The sequence below is a fragment of the Paenibacillus sp. F4 genome (assembly GCF_002894905.1).
Lineage (GTDB): Bacteria > Bacillota > Bacilli > Paenibacillales > Paenibacillaceae > Paenibacillus > Paenibacillus polymyxa_B.
Genome location: NZ_POVS01000005.1, coordinates 28,937 through 51,156, shown reverse-complemented (window position 1 = coordinate 51,156; position 22,220 = coordinate 28,937). Strand labels below are relative to the sequence as shown.

General features: G+C 44.6%; 18 protein-coding genes and 2 pseudogenes. 13 read left to right on the top strand and 7 right to left on the bottom strand.

The features are described from left to right. Positions 1 to 123: 123 nt before the first annotated feature. A complete protein-coding gene (locus C1T21_RS02490) occupies positions 124 to 993 on the bottom strand; it encodes an aminoglycoside 6-adenylyltransferase (protein WP_103047075.1) in 870 nt (289 codons plus the stop codon). A gap of 740 nt (positions 994 to 1,733) precedes the next feature. On the opposite strand from C1T21_RS02490, the gene C1T21_RS02485 reads away from it, so the two are divergent. The 6 genes and pseudogenes from C1T21_RS02485 to C1T21_RS02460 form a co-directional block, all read left to right on the top strand. Next, a complete protein-coding gene (locus C1T21_RS02485; RefSeq protein ID WP_103047074.1) occupies positions 1,734 to 2,429 on the top strand; it encodes a response regulator transcription factor in 696 nt (231 codons plus the stop codon). A gap of 1 nt (position 2,430) precedes the next feature. Continuing rightward, entirely contained in the window at positions 2,431 to 3,486 is a 1,056-nt protein-coding gene (locus C1T21_RS28285; protein ID WP_103047073.1) for a HAMP domain-containing sensor histidine kinase, read from the top strand. 222 nt (positions 3,487 to 3,708) lie between these two features. Continuing rightward, entirely contained in the window at positions 3,709 to 4,890 is a 1,182-nt protein-coding gene (locus C1T21_RS02475) for an alpha/beta hydrolase (RefSeq protein WP_103047072.1), read from the top strand. 90 nt (positions 4,891 to 4,980) lie between these two features. After that, on the top strand, positions 4,981 to 5,931 hold the full coding sequence (locus C1T21_RS02470; protein ID WP_103047071.1) for an ABC transporter ATP-binding protein: 951 nt from the start codon (positions 4,981 to 4,983) through the stop codon (positions 5,929 to 5,931). Beyond that, a complete protein-coding gene (locus C1T21_RS02465; protein ID WP_103047070.1) occupies positions 5,931 to 6,647 on the top strand; it encodes an ABC transporter permease in 717 nt (238 codons plus the stop codon). Before C1T21_RS02470 ends, C1T21_RS02465 begins: the two co-directional genes overlap by 1 nt. 439 nt (positions 6,648 to 7,086) lie before the next feature. Next, positions 7,087 to 7,334, top strand: a pseudogene (locus C1T21_RS02460) (YdeI/OmpD-associated family protein); the annotation flags it as partial. A gap of 24 nt (positions 7,335 to 7,358) precedes the next feature. Here the strand turns inward: C1T21_RS02460 and C1T21_RS28395 are convergent. The 5 genes and pseudogenes from C1T21_RS28395 to C1T21_RS27680 all read right to left on the bottom strand — a co-directional run bounded on the left by C1T21_RS28395 (position 7,359) and on the right by C1T21_RS27680 (position 10,011). Beyond that, the gene (locus C1T21_RS28395; protein ID WP_374703714.1) at positions 7,359 to 7,733 is read right to left on the bottom strand and encodes a hypothetical protein; all 375 of its coding nucleotides are present in this window, start codon (positions 7,731 to 7,733) and stop codon (positions 7,359 to 7,361) included. Beyond that, entirely contained in the window at positions 7,733 to 7,846 is a 114-nt protein-coding gene (locus C1T21_RS28390) for a transposase (protein WP_348622253.1), read from the bottom strand. Before C1T21_RS28390 ends, C1T21_RS28395 begins: the two co-directional genes overlap by 1 nt. 413 nt (positions 7,847 to 8,259) lie before the next feature. Further along, positions 8,260 to 9,129 (bottom strand): annotated as a pseudogene (locus C1T21_RS28530) (transposase); the annotation flags it as partial. Between the two features lie 106 nt (positions 9,130 to 9,235). Further along, positions 9,236 to 9,541 carry a hypothetical protein gene (locus C1T21_RS27685; RefSeq protein ID WP_258012335.1) on the bottom strand — a complete coding sequence of 102 codons (306 nt, stop codon included), beginning with the start codon at positions 9,539 to 9,541 and terminating at the stop codon, positions 9,236 to 9,238. 158 nt (positions 9,542 to 9,699) lie between these two features. Then, positions 9,700 to 10,011 (bottom strand): class I SAM-dependent methyltransferase, encoded by a 312-nt coding sequence (locus tag C1T21_RS27680; RefSeq protein ID WP_258012334.1) that lies wholly within the window; start codon positions 10,009 to 10,011, stop codon positions 9,700 to 9,702. Between the two features lie 258 nt (positions 10,012 to 10,269). Here C1T21_RS27680 and C1T21_RS02440 point away from each other — a divergent pair, with 258 nt between their 5' ends. The 3 genes from C1T21_RS02440 to C1T21_RS02430 all read left to right on the top strand — a co-directional run bounded on the left by C1T21_RS02440 (position 10,270) and on the right by C1T21_RS02430 (position 14,899). Beyond that, positions 10,270 to 10,998 (top strand): glycosyltransferase family 2 protein, encoded by a 729-nt coding sequence (locus tag C1T21_RS02440; protein WP_103047069.1) that lies wholly within the window; start codon positions 10,270 to 10,272, stop codon positions 10,996 to 10,998. A gap of 459 nt (positions 10,999 to 11,457) precedes the next feature. Beyond that, positions 11,458 to 11,811: a hypothetical protein gene (locus tag C1T21_RS02435; protein ID WP_103047068.1), complete on the top strand. Its 354-nt coding sequence runs from the start codon at positions 11,458 to 11,460 to the stop codon at positions 11,809 to 11,811. 496 nt (positions 11,812 to 12,307) lie between these two features. After that, positions 12,308 to 14,899, top strand: coding sequence for a hypothetical protein (locus C1T21_RS02430; protein ID WP_219727863.1), 2,592 nt, complete (start codon positions 12,308 to 12,310; stop codon positions 14,897 to 14,899). A gap of 418 nt (positions 14,900 to 15,317) precedes the next feature. Here C1T21_RS02430 and C1T21_RS02420 read toward each other — a convergent pair whose 3' ends face one another. Further along, a complete protein-coding gene (locus tag C1T21_RS02420) occupies positions 15,318 to 16,847 on the bottom strand; it encodes a glycosyltransferase (protein WP_103047066.1) in 1,530 nt (509 codons plus the stop codon). Positions 16,848 to 17,084: 237 nt separating this feature from the next. On the opposite strand from C1T21_RS02420, the gene C1T21_RS02415 reads away from it, so the two are divergent. The 4 genes from C1T21_RS02415 to C1T21_RS02400 all read left to right on the top strand — a co-directional run bounded on the left by C1T21_RS02415 (position 17,085) and on the right by C1T21_RS02400 (position 22,139). Further along, on the top strand, positions 17,085 to 17,951 hold the full coding sequence (locus C1T21_RS02415) for a glycosyltransferase family 2 protein (protein WP_103047065.1): 867 nt from the start codon (positions 17,085 to 17,087) through the stop codon (positions 17,949 to 17,951). A gap of 33 nt (positions 17,952 to 17,984) precedes the next feature. Next, positions 17,985 to 19,127, top strand: coding sequence for a DegT/DnrJ/EryC1/StrS family aminotransferase (locus C1T21_RS02410; RefSeq protein WP_103047064.1), 1,143 nt, complete (start codon positions 17,985 to 17,987; stop codon positions 19,125 to 19,127). Then, positions 19,124 to 19,765 (top strand): acetyltransferase, encoded by a 642-nt coding sequence (locus C1T21_RS02405; RefSeq protein WP_103047063.1) that lies wholly within the window; start codon positions 19,124 to 19,126, stop codon positions 19,763 to 19,765. The genes C1T21_RS02410 and C1T21_RS02405 overlap by 4 nt, the downstream gene beginning before the upstream one ends. 304 nt (positions 19,766 to 20,069) lie before the next feature. Next, entirely contained in the window at positions 20,070 to 22,139 is a 2,070-nt protein-coding gene (locus C1T21_RS02400) for a bifunctional aldolase/short-chain dehydrogenase (protein WP_103047062.1), read from the top strand. The last annotated feature ends 81 nt before the right edge of the window (positions 22,140 to 22,220 follow it).

Genomic DNA, 22,220 nt, shown 5'->3' with positions numbered 1-22,220 from the left:
AAACACCTCCAAGGTTGTCTCCATATCTTACGACATGGCTGCATTCTCTTGAAGGTGTTTTAAAATTTGTCTCACGCTATGGGGTCAGTCCCCATATAAATCAAGTGCCGACTGTTTTTTTTATCAATAAATGTCCTTAGCATCTGCTGGGAGAGCTTTTACGTGATGGAGATAGTTTGTAACACGTTGATCGTCCAGAGTCGGATATTCGTAACCATAATGGTTCGCTACTTCCAAGGCAACTTCTCTAAATAAATTTCCCATGATCAAAAGAGACTGCCACATATGTTCATAATCTGCATCCGCAAACGTTTGGATATAGAGTGTCCAAAGTCCAGGTTCAAGGTAGTTCTCGAAATATTTTCCCTGTTTACCCGGATCTGCAGCGAAGTCTGTTCGTATACCAATATGCCATTCCAGCATCAAGTGAAGCGCATCTCTCACAGGCCGATCCAGCATAAATTTGGCATAGGGTAGCTCCTGTCGCCATAACCCTTTAGCCACATAAGTACTGACCCACCAGAACTCGTTGCAGGAATTCGTATAGACTTGGGCAGTTGGAGGTATCGTCTTATAATCTTGAAGACTTGGCGGTGGGAAAGGCTCCACAAGCCCGTCTTTATCCAGCAGCAGTACACTTAAGCTGTCTCGGGTCCAATTGGCGATGTTATTCGCAGGGTAGAGTGTAAGATCTATGCGATTGCCGTCCGTAAATAACATGAGAAAAGCAAAGCGATCATGGGGCATCGGGGTAGGTTCCATATGCTCATCGTGCGTCTGCATAATGATCAATTCACCAAAATGGTTGATCCAGCGACGTTCCTGAATAAAGCTGTCCATGGAAGATACGAGAAAGACAATATCATAATCCTGAAAAATATCCCGTGGAGCATGTGGATTGGCGCGTGAACCATTCAGAATCACGGCACGTACCCGTTCGTCCTCTTGAGCAAAATGGAGAATGGTATGAAGCATTTCATGTTCACTTCTCATAATGTTGTCTCCATAAGCGGAAGGATCATCAAGGAAAACAACCTCCTGTAAGTTCTTTTATCTGGGAAAAGTCTCCTACCCTTACAATAGCCTATACACAGAAGCCATTCAATTGTGCTGCCGAGGCCTTCTTCTTACCCAAAGTACACTTGACCGAATTGTATGTGTTATCCATAATGAAGCGAGGCATCAAGTACAGACCATCCTAGAGCCTAATCCTCTAATACGTTTAAAGGAGTGATGATGTTTGAATACGAACAAACAAATCAAAAAGCTTATGAGAGGTTTATGTATTTAGATGAATAAGAAAGAATCTTTCATAGGCTTATGGGAGGCAAATCAGACAGATGTGTGCTCATCACATGATTCAAGGAATGGAACTCGCAGAATCTTATTTTTATAAGGCATTCGGTCTTTTTAATACAATGAAGCATCACATATCGATTCAAGGTGTCATTAGCGGCACCATACCGGGTAGAATTTTTTATCTAATAATGGGGATAACGCTGTATTGAGCAACCCCCAAGGCATTTTTCTGGGAGGAAGTCCGGACAATAAAGCCTTTTTAAAAGAAATCAACATGTTGCTTCAAGAAATCCTATTACCTCAACTGGCATCCAAAGGAGAAATATCCGGAACTGGAGAGGCGCTTTGAGCGCGACTTTTTTTGTCAATTCGAGTCCATGCGGCTCTTGTGTTATATAAATGCAGTCCATTTAAAGAGGTTGGGAGGTATAAAGATGCCAAAAACGATATTAGTTGTAGACGACGATGAAGAAATCGTAAAACTCATCACAAAGAGTTTAAGGTACGAGCAATTTGCAATAATTTCGGCATGTTCCGGGAAAGAAGCCTTATCTGCATTGGAAGAAAATCACATTGATTTCATCGTTCTTGATATAGTGATGCCTAATATGGATGGACTTGATGTCTGCAGAAGTATCCGAAATTCTTATAATGTCCCAATTCTGTTTTTAAGTGCACGTGATAAGGACATTGATAAAATCGTCGGGCTCGAAATAGGAGCAGACGATTACATGACCAAACCTTTCAGTATTCAGGAGCTTGTCTCCAGGATAAAGGCTCACTTCAGAAAAGTGGACAGGCTTTTTAAAGAGTGGGATGAACTTAGTCCCAGTAACGAAAAGGCGGATGCTCCGCTCATTTTGAACGATAAGACGTTTGAAGCATTTCTGAATAGCAGGAAGCTCGACTTATCAACGAAGGAATTTCAGATTCTGTCTATCCTCATGCGCCACCCCAATCATGTATTGACTCGTGAGCAGATATATGAAAACGTCTGGGGAGACGAATACGGAGAAATAAATACCGTAACGGTTCATATAAAAAATATCCGTAAGAAACTTGGTTCTGAATATGACTTTATTAAAACAATATGGGGCATAGGATATAAATACACGGAAAGAGAGCAATAGTATGAAACTGAAAATAAAGCTCCCTCTTTTGTTCCTGCTGATGTTTATAATATTCATGTTTTCGATTGGAATGTATCTGAAGCTTGTCTTTGCAGTATATTCCCCTATACGCAGTTCATTGCTGGACTCGCGATATATAGCATTGCTCCTGCCCATATTTGCAATTGCCTGTTTCATATTTATTATTCTGATTATCTATATTCATTTTTGCATAGAGAAACCCATTCAGCTTCTGAATACCAGGCTTGAAGAAGTAAATATTGTACATCCACTGCCTCCGCTAGCTCTGAGAAGTAATGATGAGATCGGAGAACTTTATAAGCACTTCAATAAGATGGAGCATCGGCTTCAACTCGCGCACAAAGAGCAGATCGATATGATCGCGGCAATTGCCCACGACTTGAAAACACCCTTGACATCTATTAATGGTTTTACTGAACTGCTGGCTACACACAAGGATTTACCAGAAACTGAAAAGCAGGAATATTATGATTTGATTCAAAAGAAGTCAGGATATATGGTCGAACTCATCAATGATTTCTCCAGCTTCACCAAAGAAAAACTGAAGTTGGAATCTATGGTAGCTAAACCTGTAAAAGCATCAAAATTATTTGAAAACATTGCCCTTGAATATGAGTATGAGTTGGCGGGACTTGACAACGAGCTTACTTGCCGCCATTCATTCACGGAAAATATATTTCTGATGGTCAATGAACCGATGATACGTCGGGTTTTCGGCAACCTCTTTAGCAATGCTGTAAGATATGGAGGGAAAAATAAACTGAAAGTGTATATGACCGGATACCAGCTAGGACAGTATGCCTTTTTTCAAATCGAGGATAATGGAATTGGAGTGCCGGATAAGGATATATCTTCTCTGTTCCTCAAATTTTTCACTGTGGATAAATCGCGGCAAATCCAAAAGGGCGGGCTGGGTCTGGGTCTTGCAAGCTGTAAATCCATTATTGAACATCATAGGGGCAAAATTTGCGCCTACCCTTCCGAATATGGCGGTTTGGGGATAAGATTCAGCCTTCCCTTGGCCGCACAACACTGATTTTATTTTTGCACATTTTCTTTTACTACAGGAGTTAAAGGCTGCTGCCAGGTGTGAACACCCAGGCAGCAGCCTTTTTTTGTTTTTTCAGCGGTTTATAGTTTTTTATATTCTCTTTATAAACATTTATTTTTCTTTTAAAGAAGCTTTATCTTTGTGTTGTAAAAATTACTTGTAGTAAAAAAACTACAATCACTAGAACTGGAAAAGGAGGATGTTGCAATGTCAATTGAGTTCAGCCGTTGGCCCAATAACTACATGATGTCATACCAAGTCACCAAAGCTTTGGGTATGGCAAGCCTCGGTGCTACGGACGTCACCGAGATCTACGAGGCCTGCAAAAAAATCGATCCCGATGACAAGGACACGTGGCACAGGGAATGGCTCATAACGGCTCAGGCATTGGAAAGACACGGCAAGGAGGCCGAAACGGCTGGAAACTGGTATACAGCACGAAACTGCTACATTCGTGCCTGCAATTACTACAGAATTGCGGAATATGCGGTGATGGATGATGACACCGAGAAAATCCGTATATTTAAGAAAGTAAATGAACTCTTCGAAGCTGCCGGAAAGTACTTCGATGTCCAACCGGAGAAGATCCAAGTCGATTACGAAGATGTCAAGTTGGATGGTTACTTCTTCTCCCCTTCCTGGATAAAAGGTCCGAAGCCGACCCTTTTTGCTCTCAACGGTGGCGACGAGTGGTCAATTGAAAACTATTTCTGGCTAGGTCCCGCTTTTATTTCGTGTGGATATAACTTTCTGGTCTATGACCAGCCTGGCACCGGCCTCTCGCTGTACGAAAAGGGAAAAGGAAGACGAGCGGACAGTGAGGCTTTCCATTCCCGAGCAATCGACTTTCTTCTAACGCGGCCGGAAGTCGATCCCGATAAGATTATCGTGCACGGGGAGAGTTTTGCGGCTTACGACTCGCTGCGATTCGCTTCGTTCGATCACAGGATTGCTGCCGTCATCTCCGACGGCGGTACGCACGCCTTCGACTGGGATGCCATGCTTAAATGGATGCCGCCGAGTCTGGCCGCACACGGCATGAGAATTCTGGGGGCAAAAAGCTTGGAGGATTTTGCGGGGAATCCGCGTTTTGCCTATGATCTTGAGGGCGTGCTCCACCAGATAGAATGTCCGCTTCTTGTAATGCACGGAGCGGAAGAGATATTGGTTCAGCCAAATCCGCTGACACAAGCCTTGAAGAATTACGAGCAAGCGGGTTCGAAAAACAAGACGTTCTACCCGATAGAGGATAGACGACTTGGCGGATTAGAACACTGTCAGGTAGACAACATCAACGTGCTGCATGAGGTAGTGCTGAATTGGCTCTGCTCAATTGGGCTTGGGCCAGCCTCGCCTCGCTTAAGCGATTGCCAGGACATCATAAAGTAGATTTATTGAAAAATTTCTGATTGAGCTTGTTCAGGAGTGTCGTACTTAGAATCCTGAATAAGCTCTCTGTTTATGGAGGAGTTGAAGGCTATGAGTATTTTATCAAAGGAAAAAAATGGCGGAACGCCCGCCATACAAATTGAGGGAGTGCACAAAAAATTTGGCGACTATATCGCATTGAACAATCTTTCGCTGGAGGTGAGCCGAGGAGAGATATTTGGATTTTTGGGACTGAATGGCGCTGGAAAGACAACGACCATAAAGATGCTCTTGGCGATGCTCAAGCCAACCTCCGGCAAGCTCTATATGTTAGGTGAAAAGGTCGATGCCGGAAACTATAAATTATGGGACAAGGTTGGATATTTGGAGGAGGCTACTTTTTATCCCGATTTAACTGTAGTTGAAAATCTTGACATAGCACGACGCATGCAAGGGGTGCCTGACAAAGATTCCGTAAATCGGGTTATCTATAAGTTGGGGCTTGAGCTGCACAAACAGAAGAAGGCAAAGAATCTTTCTTTAGGAAACAAACAGCGCCTGGGACTTGCGAAAGCAATGATTCACAATCCGGAAATTCTAATATTGGATGAGCCGATAAATGGCTTCGATCCCGCAGGCGTGGCGGAGATACGGAATATGTTATATAACCTAGCGAAAAATTTCGGCGTAACTGTTTTTATATCCAGCCATCTGTTAGAGGAACTCTCGAAAGTTTCCACACGCATTGGGATTATTCACAATGGCCATCTTGTTAAAGAAGTCGCAATGGATAAGCTGGAGCAATCGTTACAGAAAAACTTAGTGGTGAATGGCCGTGACAAACATGCCTTAAAGGAGGTGCTTGAAGAGCATGGATATGAATTTGAGGAGATAACAGACGGCTATATTAAATTAACCGATGACCACGCAGCGGATAGTCCTGAACGACTGGCCGAACTGCTGGTTAAATCCAATCAACCGCCAACATTGCTTCGAGTGATTACGGAGGATTTGGAAGGATATTTTCTCCGCACAATTGGTATGACAAGGGGGAATATATAATGAATATTTTTTCTGTCTTACATTGTGAGATTCGCAAGATTATCCGCGCCAATGTGTTTTGGTTGGTATTTCTTATTTTTGCATTTGGGCCAATCATGATGGGAGTCGGAATTATTTTATCCAGTGACGCCGGCGGCATCAATTGGAAAATGTATTTAACCGAATTGCTTGATAGTCTTGCCCCGCTGGGACTTATCGGGTACACCTTTATCGCGGCATGGGTATTTGGACGAGAGTTTTCGGATAAAACAATTAAAGATTTGCTTGCAAAGCCCGTTTCCAGATCGAAAATTGTACTGTCCAAATTTCTTGTAATTTTAGCATGGAGCCTATTACTTTCCATGTATATGTTTGCCATAGGTTTTGCCGTGGGGGGTATTCTAGGAGTTGCGGGCGGGTTAGCTTCTTTTATTTGGAATATCTTCTTTAAATTCATTATAACATCGCTATTGTTTATTATTGTTACCACACCAGGCACCCTTCTGGCCAATGTGAGCAAGGGATACTTGGCACCATTAGGACTCATCCTGATAATCGTCATTCTCTCAAATGTTTTGGCCTCTTTTGGATTCGCCCCCTATTTTCCGTGGACCATCCCGTCGGTATTTCAAAGCACCGGGTTTTTAAAGTTGAGTAGTATAATCATTATTGCGTCTACGGGAATAGCCGGAATAGTCGGAACATTTGCCTGGTGGAGATTTGCCGAGCAGCAATAAACGCGCAACATGCACTGAGTTGTAGATATATCAATTATGAAAAGGAACAACAATCTCTCCGCTGCTCGCACGTTCATGCTTGACGATAAACTAAGCGCTGGATTGGAGAGTGTACCACCATATCTATCAAAGCGGCCGTAAACTTTATTTTTCCCCACATTCGGTTGAGTGCATAGCGATCTTCGATTTAACGGATTCATCTTTTCAGTATATAAAACTGCCAGTGACAAAGGGCATAAATATAACGATCAGAGCAAGTTTTCGAAAATTATTGAATGCAACGGCTCGTATTATTTCATTACATTAAATTATCCCGGTATTGTCAAATTGAATATGGAAGATCACCGTATAGAATTATAGACGAGCGGATAGAACCCGTTCAAAAGATGATCTTTGACCCTGAGCGCGGCTATTTGTCCAACAGTGTTTAGGAGGAGGCGCTGTTTGGATGGAGGAAGCCGGTCTTGCAGTGGAACTGAAAAACATGCCGAGTATACGGTTCCCGAAGAACTGCGGCTTAAATTCGAGGAGCGACCGGACCTAAAAACGGCGTTTGAAGCGTTGACGCTCGGAAGCCAGAGAGCGTATCTGCTGTATTTTTCAGAACCGAAGCAGTTCAAAACGCGCGTTTCAAGGGTTGAAAAATACACACAGCCCATTCTGGAGGGCAAAGGGTTGAACGATTAGAACGGATAAATGAACTGGATAGTCTCAAGAAATACGAAAGGCGAGGAACATCTGCCGAAGAGCAGGTGCTTTTTTGCTTAGAATTACAGAGGGAGCGGCAACCCTTAAATTATGAGGGGGGATATGATGTGTTCTTATGCTGAACCTGTTTCCGGTGTTCACCGGCATCGGGCTGATCATTCCGATAATGCCGAAATTCATTAATGAACTGGGGATTGCCGGAAGATGTGTAATGCTCCCATTGAGCCAGTCGACTTCAACGGTAAGTTGATCGACCAGCTTTTCTAGGCGCTCCTGTTTGCTTTCGTATTCCTTTCTCATCTTGTCCGCTTCACTCGTCCCTTTCTCGAACACCATAGACGCCCGGCTCAGAAACTCGGCTTTCCACCAGCTAATCATCACGGACTCATTTCATATTTGGCGGCAATCTCGTTCACGGTCTGCTCTTCCTGCAAGACCTCCAGCACAATCTTCGTCTTAAACTCTGGGGTGTATCGGTTCCGTTTTTCCATAGCTTTATTATAACTTATTTATCACGCTCCCGTGTCTCAACCTATGGGAGCATTATAAAGAATGGAACCCTGTACCTCAATTTTTAATTTTTGTTTAACCAAGTCAAGTTTATTTTCCTGATAAACTACAAAAAGTCTCGAATATTAATTACACACCGGAAGACATCATAAAAGTAGAAAAGATATTTGCAGCCTGTGTTCTTCATATAAATCTTCGTAAAGAAAATCCAACACAAATAATCCTAAATTTCGAAAGCCCATAAGATCAAAGAAGCCAGAGACTCACTGCTCAAAAAAGCTGTAAGAATCAGGGTGTATTAACAGGGGGGAATTCCAAAACGGCTTACTAGCACACAGATTCTCCCTCCCCAGGAGACCGGGCATCTACATTTCCATGTGAGATTTTAGGAGCCTCATTCCAATAGGGCGGTTCGATATTCCACCTGTTTCCAGGTGTGGCGATTGACGAATGCCTTCGCCAGTTTGAGTGCGGTGGTTCGACTATGACTTCCTTGATGTAGTTTTCCATCAACACCGCTGGTTGTAAAAGCGCCACAAATCGATGGATTCCCACTCCAGTCTTCGTCCACGTAACGTTTCCAATATCGACAAGCGGCCACTTCAGCCGCCAATCGCTTGGTCCATTTCATTTTTCCCACATAGTCGATCTGCTGTCCTTCCCAGAGTGAATAGAAGTCTTCGCCGCCAAAGCCCTTGTCAAACCGGGCATATTGGACCCAGTGCTGACCTAAGAGGCTAAAGGTTTCTTCCAGAAAAGGGGAAGCCTCAGTGGAAGAGTGAACATTTCCCGCGCGGAGCACGGCATTCAGACAAAGGTGGGACTGTCCTTCAGAAGCGAGCAAAGGATGGTAGCTTTTGCGCGCCGGCTTATAGGCATTCTCGCCTTTCGCCGCTTAGTCCTGATTGCCGTAGACCGTCTCCACAGTCGAATCCAAATCGAGAATGAGCTTGGAGGACAGACAAGGCCGGATCACTTCGAGGTTCACTTGCCGGAGTTCCCTTCGTACATTAGGATTCGTTTTTCCCAGCCGATCCAGTTCCTTGTACAGAAGCGAGTAGTGTGGACAGCGCTCCCCAAGAAAACGTTGGAGTAGAGAGTCCTTTTGCCATCTGCGAAAATGAAACAGTCGCTCACAGCCCAGTATCCAGCCGACGATGAGGTATAGCAGAAGGCGGTGCACTGGGAACAGTGCATTGTGAGCTTTGCCTCCGGATAAGGTTTGAAGCACAAGGCTCAGTTTAATTTTTTCGAGATAATCGATTAATCTTGGCTGTATCCATGCGATCCAAAACGACTTTTCTAAAAGAGGTATCCAGATACGTCTTCCCATAGGCTATATCTCTCCATAGTTGTAGAGGTGATGAGCTTCAAGACTTGGTACCTACCGCCAGCATATGCGGGCTCATACCGATCACAGACTCCTGCTCTTCAACTTGCCGTGATATATCTAGCAAACGGCTGCGATGGAAAGGAACCGCCCACTTCTCTTCAAATCCGGGTGCAATCCAGATGGGACCTTCTACGCCCAATACACGAGGCTCCGGCAATCCAGCAGCCTGCCAATCTGCACGCAAGGTATCCGATGTATGAAAGTAGGAGCGCGCGATAAAAGAGGGGTAAGCAGCAGGGCGCACATGCTGACCATCTGTCAGCTCCTGTCTGACCATATCCATGAACGCATCTTCCTCCACAATGGTATTGCGCTCGCCGTATACCGATAGTCCCCACAGTAGCGAGCCAAACCTGGAAATAGCTGAAGTAATCAGCGTTCCCCCTTTTTTTAAGACACGCGCCGCTTCTTGCAGTGCTTTTACTCGTTCTTTCTGTTCCGTTAAATGATACTGCGGTTTCCAGCTTGCTGATGTTGGGGTTGTTCAGTTGCTGCTGGAGTGAATTCAATGGCTTGGGGAGATAGATCAAATAGATGCACTTCGTATCCCAGTTCTGCCAACCACGAAGAGTAGACCCCTATACCGCCGCCGATATCGTAAATAACATGAGTAGACTCGCTGAGATAACGTGAAATGATTTCTTTTGATCTTTCCAGTTCTATTTTTCCTATGCCTCGCTCTAACCTGCCTATTTCTCCACCATCATCTAATAAGCCAGAATTTCCTGCGTATCTTTTTCGAGCATAGCGCACCTCATCTGAAGTGATTGGAATAATATAACATTATCACTTACATCATGAACAAGTCTACTGTACCTTTGAAGAGGTATCCACTTTTACCAACTATGAATTTAGGATAAGAACTAGCTATTAAAAGCCAATATGGGGTCCGGGTTGGCTTTTGCTAAGCAGTAAAGCACATCATCCACGATTTGAACCCCACAAATATAAGTTGCATATATTATCAAGCAAGTTGGTCCATAAGCTTTGAATTTGAAAGGGGAAGAGTACGTGATAATCCATGTATATGCTTTATGCTGGAATGAAGAAAAGATGCTCCCGTTTTTTTTTAAGCACTATGATAATATAGCGGATCAATACTATATTTTCGATAATGGCTCAACTGATAATTCTGTATCCATGTTAAGGGAAAATCCCAAAGTTGTTATAGATAGATTTGAAATAGAAGGTAATTCTCTCGTGAAATCAGCACAAGATAAATTCAATCAATTTTGGAAAGGAAGCAGAGGAAAAGCAGACTGGGTTATTGTCTGTGACGCTGATGAACATTTCTATCACCCTAACCTTAGAACATATCTGCAAGAATGCACCTCTAAAGGGATAACATTGATTGTCCCTGATGGTTATGAGATGGTTTCTGATTTTTTTCCGAGTAGCCATCAACCATTATATGAAACGGTAAGGAATGGTGTAAGAAGTCAAACGTACGATAAGCCACAAATATTTAATCCAAATGCGATTCAAGAAATAAATTTCAGTCCAGGCAGGCATACTGCTTCACCTATAGGGGACGTCATAAAGCCATCCAACAATGATGTTTTATTGCTACATTATAAATACTTGGGACTTGACTATATAAATTCACGTTTCTCGGCTTTAAAACAAGGGCTGCGAGAAGGGGACACGGCAAATAGATGGGGATTTCATTATTTATGGGATGAGAAACAAAGGTTGGAACAATTTGAGAAATTAAAAAATAGATCTATTAGAGTGTTGTAGCATGAACTGTTGGCACAAGTGGCATTTGTAAGAAACTATTATAACTTCACTGTTTCTGTGTAAATGTGATTGCAAGAGAATATAGTTTATTTGAAATTGATCTACAAGGATAAAGACACTTTTTTCTCAGGGTGCCTTTATCCTTTTATGGTTGGAAATGAATTTGATGAATCAGCTTACTTAATGCTCGGTCACTACCTTTTAATGTCCCCGGAATTTAAAACGGCTTGAATAAGTAAATATCTATTTTAATTTTAATAGGTAAACAAACAATCATATGTAACAAGTTATTAATATGATACATGGAGCTACAGTAATCCCTATTCTGTTCTATATAGATTGAACTGTAAAATAATATAGTGGATTAAAACCCAGTATATTTTTTAAGTTCAATATATATATAGTATTTTATATGATATGGATTTGTAGTTAATAGATAGGAAAGGGGAGATCAACTTAATGGCTGTATTATCAACTGGACCTATTGAGAATAGTCCTGTTAGTGGGATCAGGCCTATCCAGCAGGTTACTGTTAAAATAATTAACCGCGATTTAGTCAATTCTTCAATTGTTTTAATTCAAGGCTACATTTTAAATGGGTTACGAACATTACATGTACTAGAACAAATAGCTTTAGCCCCCAATGCAGTTGTTACGAGAAATTATCTAGCGAACTTCGACGCATATGAATTCGTTTTTACCACAAGCGGTTTAGCAGAAGAAAGTACTGATATTTCAGTTTGGGGAAAAAACGGGAGTGGTGCAATCATTGATGTTCAGCGCATTGTTGCGGATGAGCAACTAGGGTCTTAAAACTCAACAAATGTACAGAGATAGAACCACAATCGCAGCAAATGGTTGAGACATACAATAGAGGGAACAGGATCTTGAGAAAGATCTCATTGTTCACAAAAAAAGCTTGCTTTTTACTAGAGAGGAGGGAGTACCTAAATGGCAGTATTATCAACTGGACCCATTGCAAACGATCCTGTTCTAGGAGTCAGACCCACCCAACTGGTCACAGTAAAAATAGATAACCGAGATTCTGTAAATTCTTCTACTGTTCTGATTGAGGGTTTTATTTTAAACGGCAGCAGAACATTATATGTACAACAACTAGTAGCAGTGGGGCCAAATGTGGTTATAACTAGGAATTTCTTTGCAGGTTTCGATGCATTTGAATTCGTTTTTACCACAAGCGGGCCAGCAGAGGATGAAACTCAAATTTCTGTTTGGGGTAAAGATGCATTGGGGCAATTAGTACCTGCGCATCGGTTAGTATCTGATGAACTTTTAGGAACCGATCAAGGTGTTCAAGGACCTCAAGGTGTTCAAGGCGATCAAGGACCTCAAGGAGTCCAAGGCGACCAAGGACCTCAGGGAGTTCAAGGCGACCAAGGACCTCAGGGAGTTCAAGGTGACCAAGGACCTCAGGGAGTTCAAGGCGTACAAGGCGACCAAGGACCTCAAGGAGTTCAAGGCGATCAAGGACCTCAGGGAGTTCAAGGCGACCAAGGACCTCAGGGAGTTCAAGGCGATCAAGGCGACCAAGGGCCTCAAGGAGTTCAAGGCGACCAAGGGCCTCAAGGAGTTCAAGGCGACCAAGGACCTCAGGGAGTTCAAGGCGACCAAGGACCTCAAGGAGTTCAAGGTGACCAAGGACCTCAAGGCGTCCAAGGCGACCAAGGGCCTCAAGGAGTTCAAGGCGATCAAGGACCTCAAGGAGTTCAAGGTGACCAAGGACCTCAAGGCGTCCAAGGCGACCAAGGGCCTCAAGGAGTTCAAGGCGATCAAGGACCTCAAGGCGTCCAAGGCGACCAAGGGCCTCAAGGAGTTCAAGGCGACCAAGGACCTCAAGGAGTTCAAGGTGACCAAGGACCTCAAGGAGTCCAAGGCGATCAAGGACCTCAGGGAGTTCAAGGCGACCAAGGACCTCAAGGAGTCCAAGGCGATCAAGGACCTCAAGGAGTCCAAGGCGATCAAGGACCTCAAGGAGTCCAAGGCGATCAAGGACCTCAGGGAGTTCAAGGCGTACAAGGCGACCAAGGACCTCAAGGAGTCCAAGGCGATCAAGGACCTCAGGGAGTTCAAGGAGTCCAAGGCGATCAAGGACCTCAAGGAGTCCAAGGCGATCAAGGACCTCAGGGAGTTCAAGGAGTCCAAGGCGATCAAGGACCTCAAGGAGTCCAAGGCGACCAAGGACCTCAGGGAGTTCAAGGCGTACAAGGCGACCAAGGACCTCAAGGAGTTCAAGGCGTACAAGGTGACCAAGGACCTCAGGGTGTTCAGGGCGTACAAGGAGACCAAGGACCTCAAGGCGTCCAAGGCGACCAAGGGCCTCAAGGAGTTCAAGGCGATCAAGGACCTCAAGGAGTCCAAGGCGACCAAGGGCCTCAAGGAGTTCAAGGCGATCAAGGACCTCAAGGAGTCCAAGGCGATCAAGGACCTCAGGGAGTTCAAGGCGACCAAGGACCTCAGGGAGTCCAAGGCGATCAAGGACCTCAGGGAGTCCAAGGCGATCAAGGACCTCAAGGAGTTCAAGGTGACCAAGGACCTCAAGGAGTTCAAGGCGACCAAGGACCTCAAGGAGTTCAAGGCGTACAAGGTGACCAAGGCCCTCAGGGTGTTCAGGGCGTACAAGGCGACCAAGGACCTCAAGGCGTCCAAGGCGACCAAGGGCCTCAAGGAGTTCAAGGCGATCAAGGACCTCAAGGAGTCCAAGGCGATCAAGGACCTCAGGGAGTTCAAGGCGATCAAGGACCTCAGGGAGTTCAAGGCGACCAAGGACCTCAAGGAGTCCAAGGCGATCAAGGACCTCAAGGAGTTCAAGGCGACCAAGGACCTCAAGGAGTCCAAGGCGATCAAGGACCTCAGGGTGTTCAGGGCGTACAAGGAGACCAAGGACCTCAAGGAGTCCAAGGCGATCAAGGACCTCAGGGTGTTCAGGGCGTACAAGGAGACCAAGGACCTCAAGGAGTCCAAGGCGACCAAGGGCCTCAAGGAGTTCAAGGCGACCAAGGGCCTCAAGGAGTTCAAGGCGATCAAGGACCTCAAGGAGTCCAAGGAGACCAAGGACCTCAAGGAGTTCAAGGTGACCAAGGACCTCAAGGCGTCCAAGGCGACCAAGGGCCTCAAGGAGTTCAAGGAGTTCAAGGCGATCAAGGACCTCAAGGAGTCCAAGGCGATCAAGGACCTCAGGGTGTTCAAGGCGACCAAGGACCTCAGGGTGTTCAAGGACCTCAAGGTGTTCAAGGAGCCCAAGGCGACCAAGGACCTCAAGGAGTCCAAGGCGATCAAGGACCTCAGGGTGTTCAAGGATCGCAAGGCGATCAAGGACCTCAAGGAGTCCAAGGCGATCAAGGACCTCAAGGAGTCCAAGGCGACCAAGGGCCTCAAGGAGTTCAAGGTGACCAAGGACCTCAAGGAGTTCAAGGTGACCAAGGACCTCAAGGAGTCCAAGGCGATCAAGGACCTCAGGGAGTTCAAGGCGACCAAGGACCTCAAGGAGTCCAAGGCGATCAAGGACCTCAGGGAGTTCAAGGATCGCAAGGCGATCAAGGACCTCAGGGTGTTCAGGGCGTACAAGGAGACCAAGGACCTCAGGGAGTTCAAGGCGATCAAGGACCTCAAGGAGTTCAAGGTGACCAAGGACCTCAAGGAGTCCAAGGCGATCAAGGCCCTCAGGGTGTTCAAGGGGCACAAGGAGACCAAGGCCCTCAGGGTGTTCAGGGCGTACAAGGAGACCAAGGACCTCAAGGAGTTCAAGGCGACCAAGGACCTCAGGGTGTTCAAGGAGACCAAGGACCTCAAGGAGTCCAAGGACCGCAAGGAGTCCAAGGACCGCAAGGTGACCAAGGACCTCAGGGCGTTCAAGGACCACAAGGTGCTCAAGGCCCTCTAGGTCCACAAGGTGTTCAAGGCCCTCTAGGTGCTCAAGGCCCTCTAGGTCCACAAGGTGCTGCAGGCCCTCAAGGAGTTCAAGGACCACAAGGCGACCAAGGACCTGAAGGACCTCAAGGTGACCAAGGCCCTCAGGGTGTTCAAGGACCGCAAGGCGACCAAGGGCCTCAGGGTGTTCAAGGACCGCAAGGTGACCAAGGACCTCAAGGCATTCTGTAAGCTTAAGGTCAAGGTATATTTAGATGACTCAAAAGTTATTTATAACTTTTGGGTCCTTTTTTTGTCTTAAGTTAATGTTTGCAGTTCTGCTGTAACCAAAAAAACCTTTGTCGAAGTCTCATGGAAATGATTCAGAGAGACTTCGACAAAGGTATTGGAAAATAATTGTTGGCTAATATTCTAATCAGCCTTGTTGTAATTTACGGAAACACAACCACTTTCTCTTTGCAGGACGCAATAAATTTTCCATATTGAATACAAGTTTCTAATGAATCATTTGGCTCCATTGGCCACCATCGTATGGCTCCCCTGGGAGCTTTGGAGGCATAGGTTTCGATTTCTAATGGAATTCGACCTACAACCACAATTTCGATCTCCCTAAAGTTGTTTTCAATGCTCTTTTGGAGCGTCTTAATTAATTGGGTATGCTCTATTTCAGGGCAGGAATGGGGAATAGGGAACAATATCGAGAATCTTGAGGTATCTTCTTGAATAACGTGAGCAGATTTCCGGGCGGGATCATCCGTAGAAGTCTCCCATATACGACGATAAGGCAATAGTTCTGGTAAATCGAGCTCTTTCAATCTCATTTGGATCCTTTGAAAATAGCATCTATATAGTTCCCTTACAAGAACCTGAATCTGCTTATTTCTGAGAAATGTAGTGTTATTTCCATGTTCGTTACGATATTGGATATATATCAAATCGGGGATGTTTACAAATTTAGTACAAAGAAACGTCCGGACCAGCATATCGTAATCATCTGCTACCAGTAGTTCATTGCGATGGCCTCCGATCAGATGGTAACAGTCCCTCGTCCACGCACGGGGATGATTGGGTAAACCGACCAAATGTCGAATGGTTTTGCCATTAATGGTCGTATGTTTTTGTACATTTTGCCATCTGTTCATTTCATGCAGCCAGACTCGATAATGAACACTGTAACCAAAGCCACAATCCCAGCCATACCAATGTGCATGATTGCTCTCTGCATACACTTCAGCACAATCCCCATAAACAAAGCCGCAGTCAGGGTTTTGTTGAAATGCTTTGACGATTTTCTCCAGGCAGTCAGGTGTTAGCTCATCATCATGATCGACTTCTACTAAAATTTCCCCTGTACATAGACCTGCTGCAAACCTTTTGATAGCCCCTATATAGCCATTGCGGGAATCCTGGCGATATCTCCGCACACGGTGATCCTCTAAAGGGAGTAAATACTCTTTGTATGTCTCATCTTCATCACCGGAATCATCCACGATTACCCATTCCCAGTTCTTGTAGGTCTGCTTCAATAAAGATTGATAAGGTCGTTGAATTTTTTCTTTTGACCTGTAGCTGGCAGTAAACACGGATATTAAAGGTGTGTTTGAAGAAAAATGTGTTGGAGGAATCGTTCTATTCTCCGGAAGAGGATCTGTTGCCTTGAGCCAGCAGAAAAATAAATGCATAGGTTGAATTTCGTCTGGTGATTGGAAATGCAGCCAGCGTTTTTTTTCGTGACCAGACAACGCTTTTAGGGCTGGAAATTCTCCCCACTCTTCTCCGAGTGAGACGTAAACCCGAGGCTTTTGGAGGCTATAGTCTATAAGTGGTTGATCAGCCTCATACAAGTTTATTGTAATGTGATTTTCTTCCAATCTATCTATCAATTCTTTTACATGATCCTTTAAAACCTTCTTCGATACAAATAAATGAGTTGTCAGTAGCGGAGTGAAATTCAATGACATGATCATTCCCCTTTACCAGTTTCGAGCACCAACGAGAGAGAGGTGCCGATTCAGACGTAAGTTATTGTTTTTATTAAAATATCCATTTTCCTGGCATCATTTTATTTCCCAGTAATATATATGTATGTGTATGTGTTCGGGGATGTGAGGAAAATGCCAGCCCATATGAACATAGCGTATAAATCGTCTGAAACCTCCGGCGTAAGCATCTAAGCATAAGAGAAAGGTGGAGAAAGCGTGGAATGCCCATTAGTAAGTGTAGTTATACCTGCATATAACCGGCCGCATACACTAAAAATCGCCATCGACAGTGTATTGGAACAAACTTATCCGAACATCGAAATCATTATTTGTGATGACAGTACAACGAATGAAGTACAAGAAATGCTTGATTCTTATTTAGGTTCTTTCCCCAAAATTAAATACTATAAAAATGATAAAAATCTTTTTCTCGGAAATTGGCATAAATGTTTCGATTTGGCGTTAGGTGAATATATCAATTACTTGATGGATGACGATATGTTTCATAAAGAAAAAATAGCAAGGATGGTCTATTTTTTTGAAAATTTCGAAAACATCACACTGGTTACCTCATATCGGCAAACCATTAATGAGTCAGGGGCTATTCTCCCACCGCTCTATGCAACGGAAAAGTTATTCGAAGAAACAAGAATAATGGACGGAAGAATGTTGGCAAACGTTGCATTAACTCGCTGTTTAAATGTGATTGGTGAACCTACGACAGTGTTATTTAAAAAAACAGATCTTATCGAACGGTTTGGAGTATATAAAGGAAAACAGTATTCTCTTCTTAATGATTTAGCTTCCTGGTTGAACTTACTATCCAAAGGAAAAGTAGTTTATATTCCTGAAGCACTAAGCTATTTCCGAATACATCCCAATCAAAATAATCAAACACTTGGTCAAAATGCGTTCACGGAATGGTTAGATATTATGATTGCCGCAAGAGATGATGGATTTCTTGATACTAACGATTTGTTTAAAACTGCACTTCATTCTTATCAGGAACGAATAAGGGGTCGTCCACAATTTGTTGCAGATATCAAGCGAATTGAAATGATATTAAAAACATTGGAATCCTAGCTTGCTCATTCCATATGCGAAGGAGGCTGGCTCATGTTCGACATTCCCTTCTTACGGCCTAATTTAGTAAAAAAGGAACGATTTATTGCTAATTTTGAGAAAATAGAAGAGACCCGGATTTATTCCAATTATGGTCCCTTAAATAACCTGTTTGAAGAGCGGGTCATTGCGCAAATGTTTGATGGAATCGGTTCGGCTGTGACCGTCCATAACGCTACCATCGGCTTGATTTTGGCGATCGCTCAAAGCAAGCGACCGCAGGGAAAATATGCAGTTATGCCAAGTTTTACTTTTGCTGCCACCCCACTTGCTGCCGAGTGGTGCGGGCTGGAACCCTACTTCCTTGACATTGAACCGGAGAATTGGCAAATAAATAGGGAGCAGTTAGAGCAGGCAGTCAAGCTGCTGGGGGATGAGATTGCGGTAATCGTTCCTTATGCCACTTTCGGTACAGCCATTGATTTATCCGTATATAATAAGCTGCAGGAGCAGGGAATTCCGGTAGTCATTGATGCTGCTGCCAGTTTTGGAACTATGACTTCGGAGGAAGAAAACGCGCATTTTGGCAAAGGTTTCGGAGGAGCCGTCGTATATAGCTTTCATGCCACCAAATCCTTCGGTATTGGAGAGGGTGGCCTAGTATATAGTATGGATCAGGATCTCATCAAGCGGATTCGTCAGGCAGGAAATTTTGGTTTCTCCAGCAGCAGGGAGTCTGTCATCCAAGGTCTAAACAGTAAGATATCTGAGTATACCGCTGCTATCGCTTTAGCCACTCTTGATCATTTCAAGACTGTACGGGAGAATAGAAGGACTATCTACGAATATTATCTTCAAGAACTGCTCCAAGCAGACTTATTAGAAAGAGGATGGTCTATACAAAAAACGCAAGGATCGGTTGTTCATCAATTTATCCCTATTCTTAGTCCAGATTCACACACGAATCAAGAGGTCGTTAAGTTATTAGCCTCTAATTCAATAGAAGCCAGAACCTATTTTTCTCCGGCGTGCCATCAGCAAAAACAATTCCAAAGTTATCTCCATTCTACTCTTCATGTTACCGAGCATATTGCCAAACATATTGTCAGCCTGCCCTTGTGGGAGGAGCTGGACGAGATGATCGTTCGAAGAATTGTGAACGTTCTAGGGAACTTGGGAAGAAAGGCAAGCGGATGAGAAAAATCGTTATCTGGGGATCGGGCGGACATGCGAGGGAAGTCAACTGGTTATGTGAAGAGCTGGGAGTTCAAGTGACAGGTTTTTTAGACGAACGGCCTGAGACGAAAGGGCAGATCGTAAATGGCGTTCCTGTACTGGGAACGTTGAATGACATTGAAGCATTAAAATATGAGGTGGAGCTGATATGTGCGGGGGTGGGTGACCCGGCATTAAAGAAGCGATTCGTTCATCATACAATTCAAGCGGGATTTCGTATCGCAGCTCCGCTAATACATCCCCGTGTTCGCTTGTCTCGAAGAAACACCATTGGAGAAGGAAGCATGATCTTTGAAGGGGCTATCCTGACGGACAATATTAAAATCGGACAGCATGTAATTATCAATCGGAGTGTTAACGTGAGTCATGATGCGGTTATTGGCGATTATGTAACCATAGCCCCCGGCGTGAATCTGGCAGGTAACGTAACCATAGATGAAGGAGCCTATATCGGGGTCGGTGCCTCGGTACGAGAGAAATGTCACATCGGCTGTTGGTCTATGATAGGTGGAGGTGCCTTTGTTAAAGATGATATACCCAGCTTTACCATGGCTGCAGGTGTACCAGCAGTCGTTAAAAAACGACTTGATATGCCCTAAGCCTCCTTCCTTTGAACCAGAGCGCAATCAAATTCGTAGCAATATGCTTGGTAATGAAGTGATTTATCTGTCAAAAGGCCGTACCGGAAAAGGTCCTTATACCTGATCCGGCACGGCCTTATTATATTTTAAGCTAGACGAATATATTCCTTTTTAAGATGGATAAAATTAAAATTTATTTTTGATTATTTTTGTATTACTTATTTTCAAATTAAAACAAAAGTGTTATAGTCTCCATAAACAAAGAATAACCACTGTAATAAAGCCATTCAAAACAAAAACAGAACTTGGAGGTCTTTTTCCTATGGTACAAAGTCTGTGGATTTCTTCACAAGCATCTGAGCAGAAAAGCATGCTGGAACAGCTCGTATACCGTTCTAACCTGATTGGCACAGATAGGAGTGTGTGCAACTGGGGAGGCGGCAACACTTCGGTCAAAACGATGATACAAGATTTTCGTGGGCGTGAAGTAGAAGTGATGTACGTTAAGGGCAGCGGTTCCGATCTAGCAACAATGAAAGCGCATAACTTCACAGGGCTTCGTATGGAGGATATTCGTCCTTTATTTGAAAGGGAAGATATGTCTGACGAGGATATGGTGGCATATTTGGCGAACTGTATGATAGATGCCAAGCATCCACGGGCTTCAATTGAGACGCTATTGCATGCTTTTCTGCCTTTTAGACATGTCGATCATACACACCCGGACGCGATTATTAGTTTGTGTTGTGCGCACAACGGTAAGGAAATTGCTAAGGAAATTTTCGGTGACCGTTTTGTATGGGTGCCTTATATCCGTCCTGGCTTTAAGCTGTCGAAAATGATTGCCCAAGGTGTAATCGATCATCCACAAGCTGAATTGGTATTGATGGAAAAGCATGGTCTGGTTACGTGGGGAGAGACATCCGAAGCGGCTTATGCGAAAACAATCGAAATCATTCAAGAAGCAGAAAGCTATATTAAAGCTCGTCAAGAGGAAAAGCAGGCGTTTGGAGGCGCAAAATATAAAGCGCTTACTTCTGAAGAGCGCCGAAGCATTGCGTCCCAAGTTATGCCATCCGTCCGGGGTGCAGTCAGTGATGAGAAAAAGATGATCCTTACCTTTGATGACGCGGAGGATGTGTTGGAGTTTGTAAACGGCCGAGATTCTGCTCTTTTATCCCAGGTTGGGGCAGCGTGCCCGGATCATCTGGTTCATACCAAGATGAAGCCACTCTATGTAGATTGGACACCGAATGTGGAGGACGTAGAGGGCCTGAAAGTTAAGCTCGCTGAGGGTATAGCGGCCTATAAGGAGCAGTACCAAGCTTATTTCGAGCGTAATCGGCATGAGGGAGATGTTATGTTTGAGGCTGCGCCACGTGTAATTTTGATTCCGGGTGTCGGTATGATCAACACAGGAAAAAGCTGGAGCAACGCGCAGGTAAGCGGCGCCTTGTATCATCGTGCTATTGCTGTCATGCGAGGAGCAACGGCGTTAGGAGAGTTTGTTTCACTCAGCGAGAACGAGTCATATAACGTGGAATATTGGCCGCTGGAGCTTTATAAGCTGTCACTCGCACCAGCAGAAGCAGAATTTTCCCGTAAAATTGCGTTCATTACAGGCGGTGCGGGCGGAATTGGCAGTGCAACCGCACGTCGCTTGGTGGATGAAGGTGCACATGTCGTACTGGCAGATCTGAATCTGGAAGGCGCGCAAAAGGTAGCCGCAGAGATAAATAGCAGCTACGGAGAAAACCGTGCCATAGCCGTAAAAATGGATGTGACGCAGGAGGAGCAAATTCAGGCTGCCTATGCAGAAACGGCATTGACCTATGGCGGTGTAGATATCATCGTCAACAATGCAGGCCTTGCTACATCCAGTCCGTTCGATGAAACATCGTTAAAGGAATGGAATTTAAATGTGAATGTGCTGGGAACGGGTTATTTTCTGGTTGCACGAGAAGCGTTCAAGCTCATGAAGGAGCAGACACTTGGTGGTAGCATGGTGTTCGTCGGCTCCAAAAACTCGGTCTACGCAGGTAAAAATGTAACGGCATATAGCTCGGTCAAGGCGCTGGAAGCACATTTAGCCCGTTGTATTGCCGCAGAAGGCGGTGAATATGGCATCCGTGTGAACACCATTTTGCCGGATGCCATTCTGCAAGGCTCGGCAATTTGGAACTCCAATTGGCGCAACGAGCGCGCTACCGCCTACGGCATCGAGCCCGACCAGCTGGAGGAGCATTACCGCAAACGGACGACGCTGCTGGTCAACATTTATCCGCAGGATATCGCCGAGGGCATTGCCTTTTTCGCCTCATCCAAGGCAGAGAAAACGACAGGCTGTATGCTGACCATCGACGGTGGCGTCCCCGCAGCATTTACACGCTAGCCGAATTAAAATGAACCTATGCAGGCGATAGACTCATTTCAACGGCTCAACACTTAGGATTATAACGAACTAATTTAATGT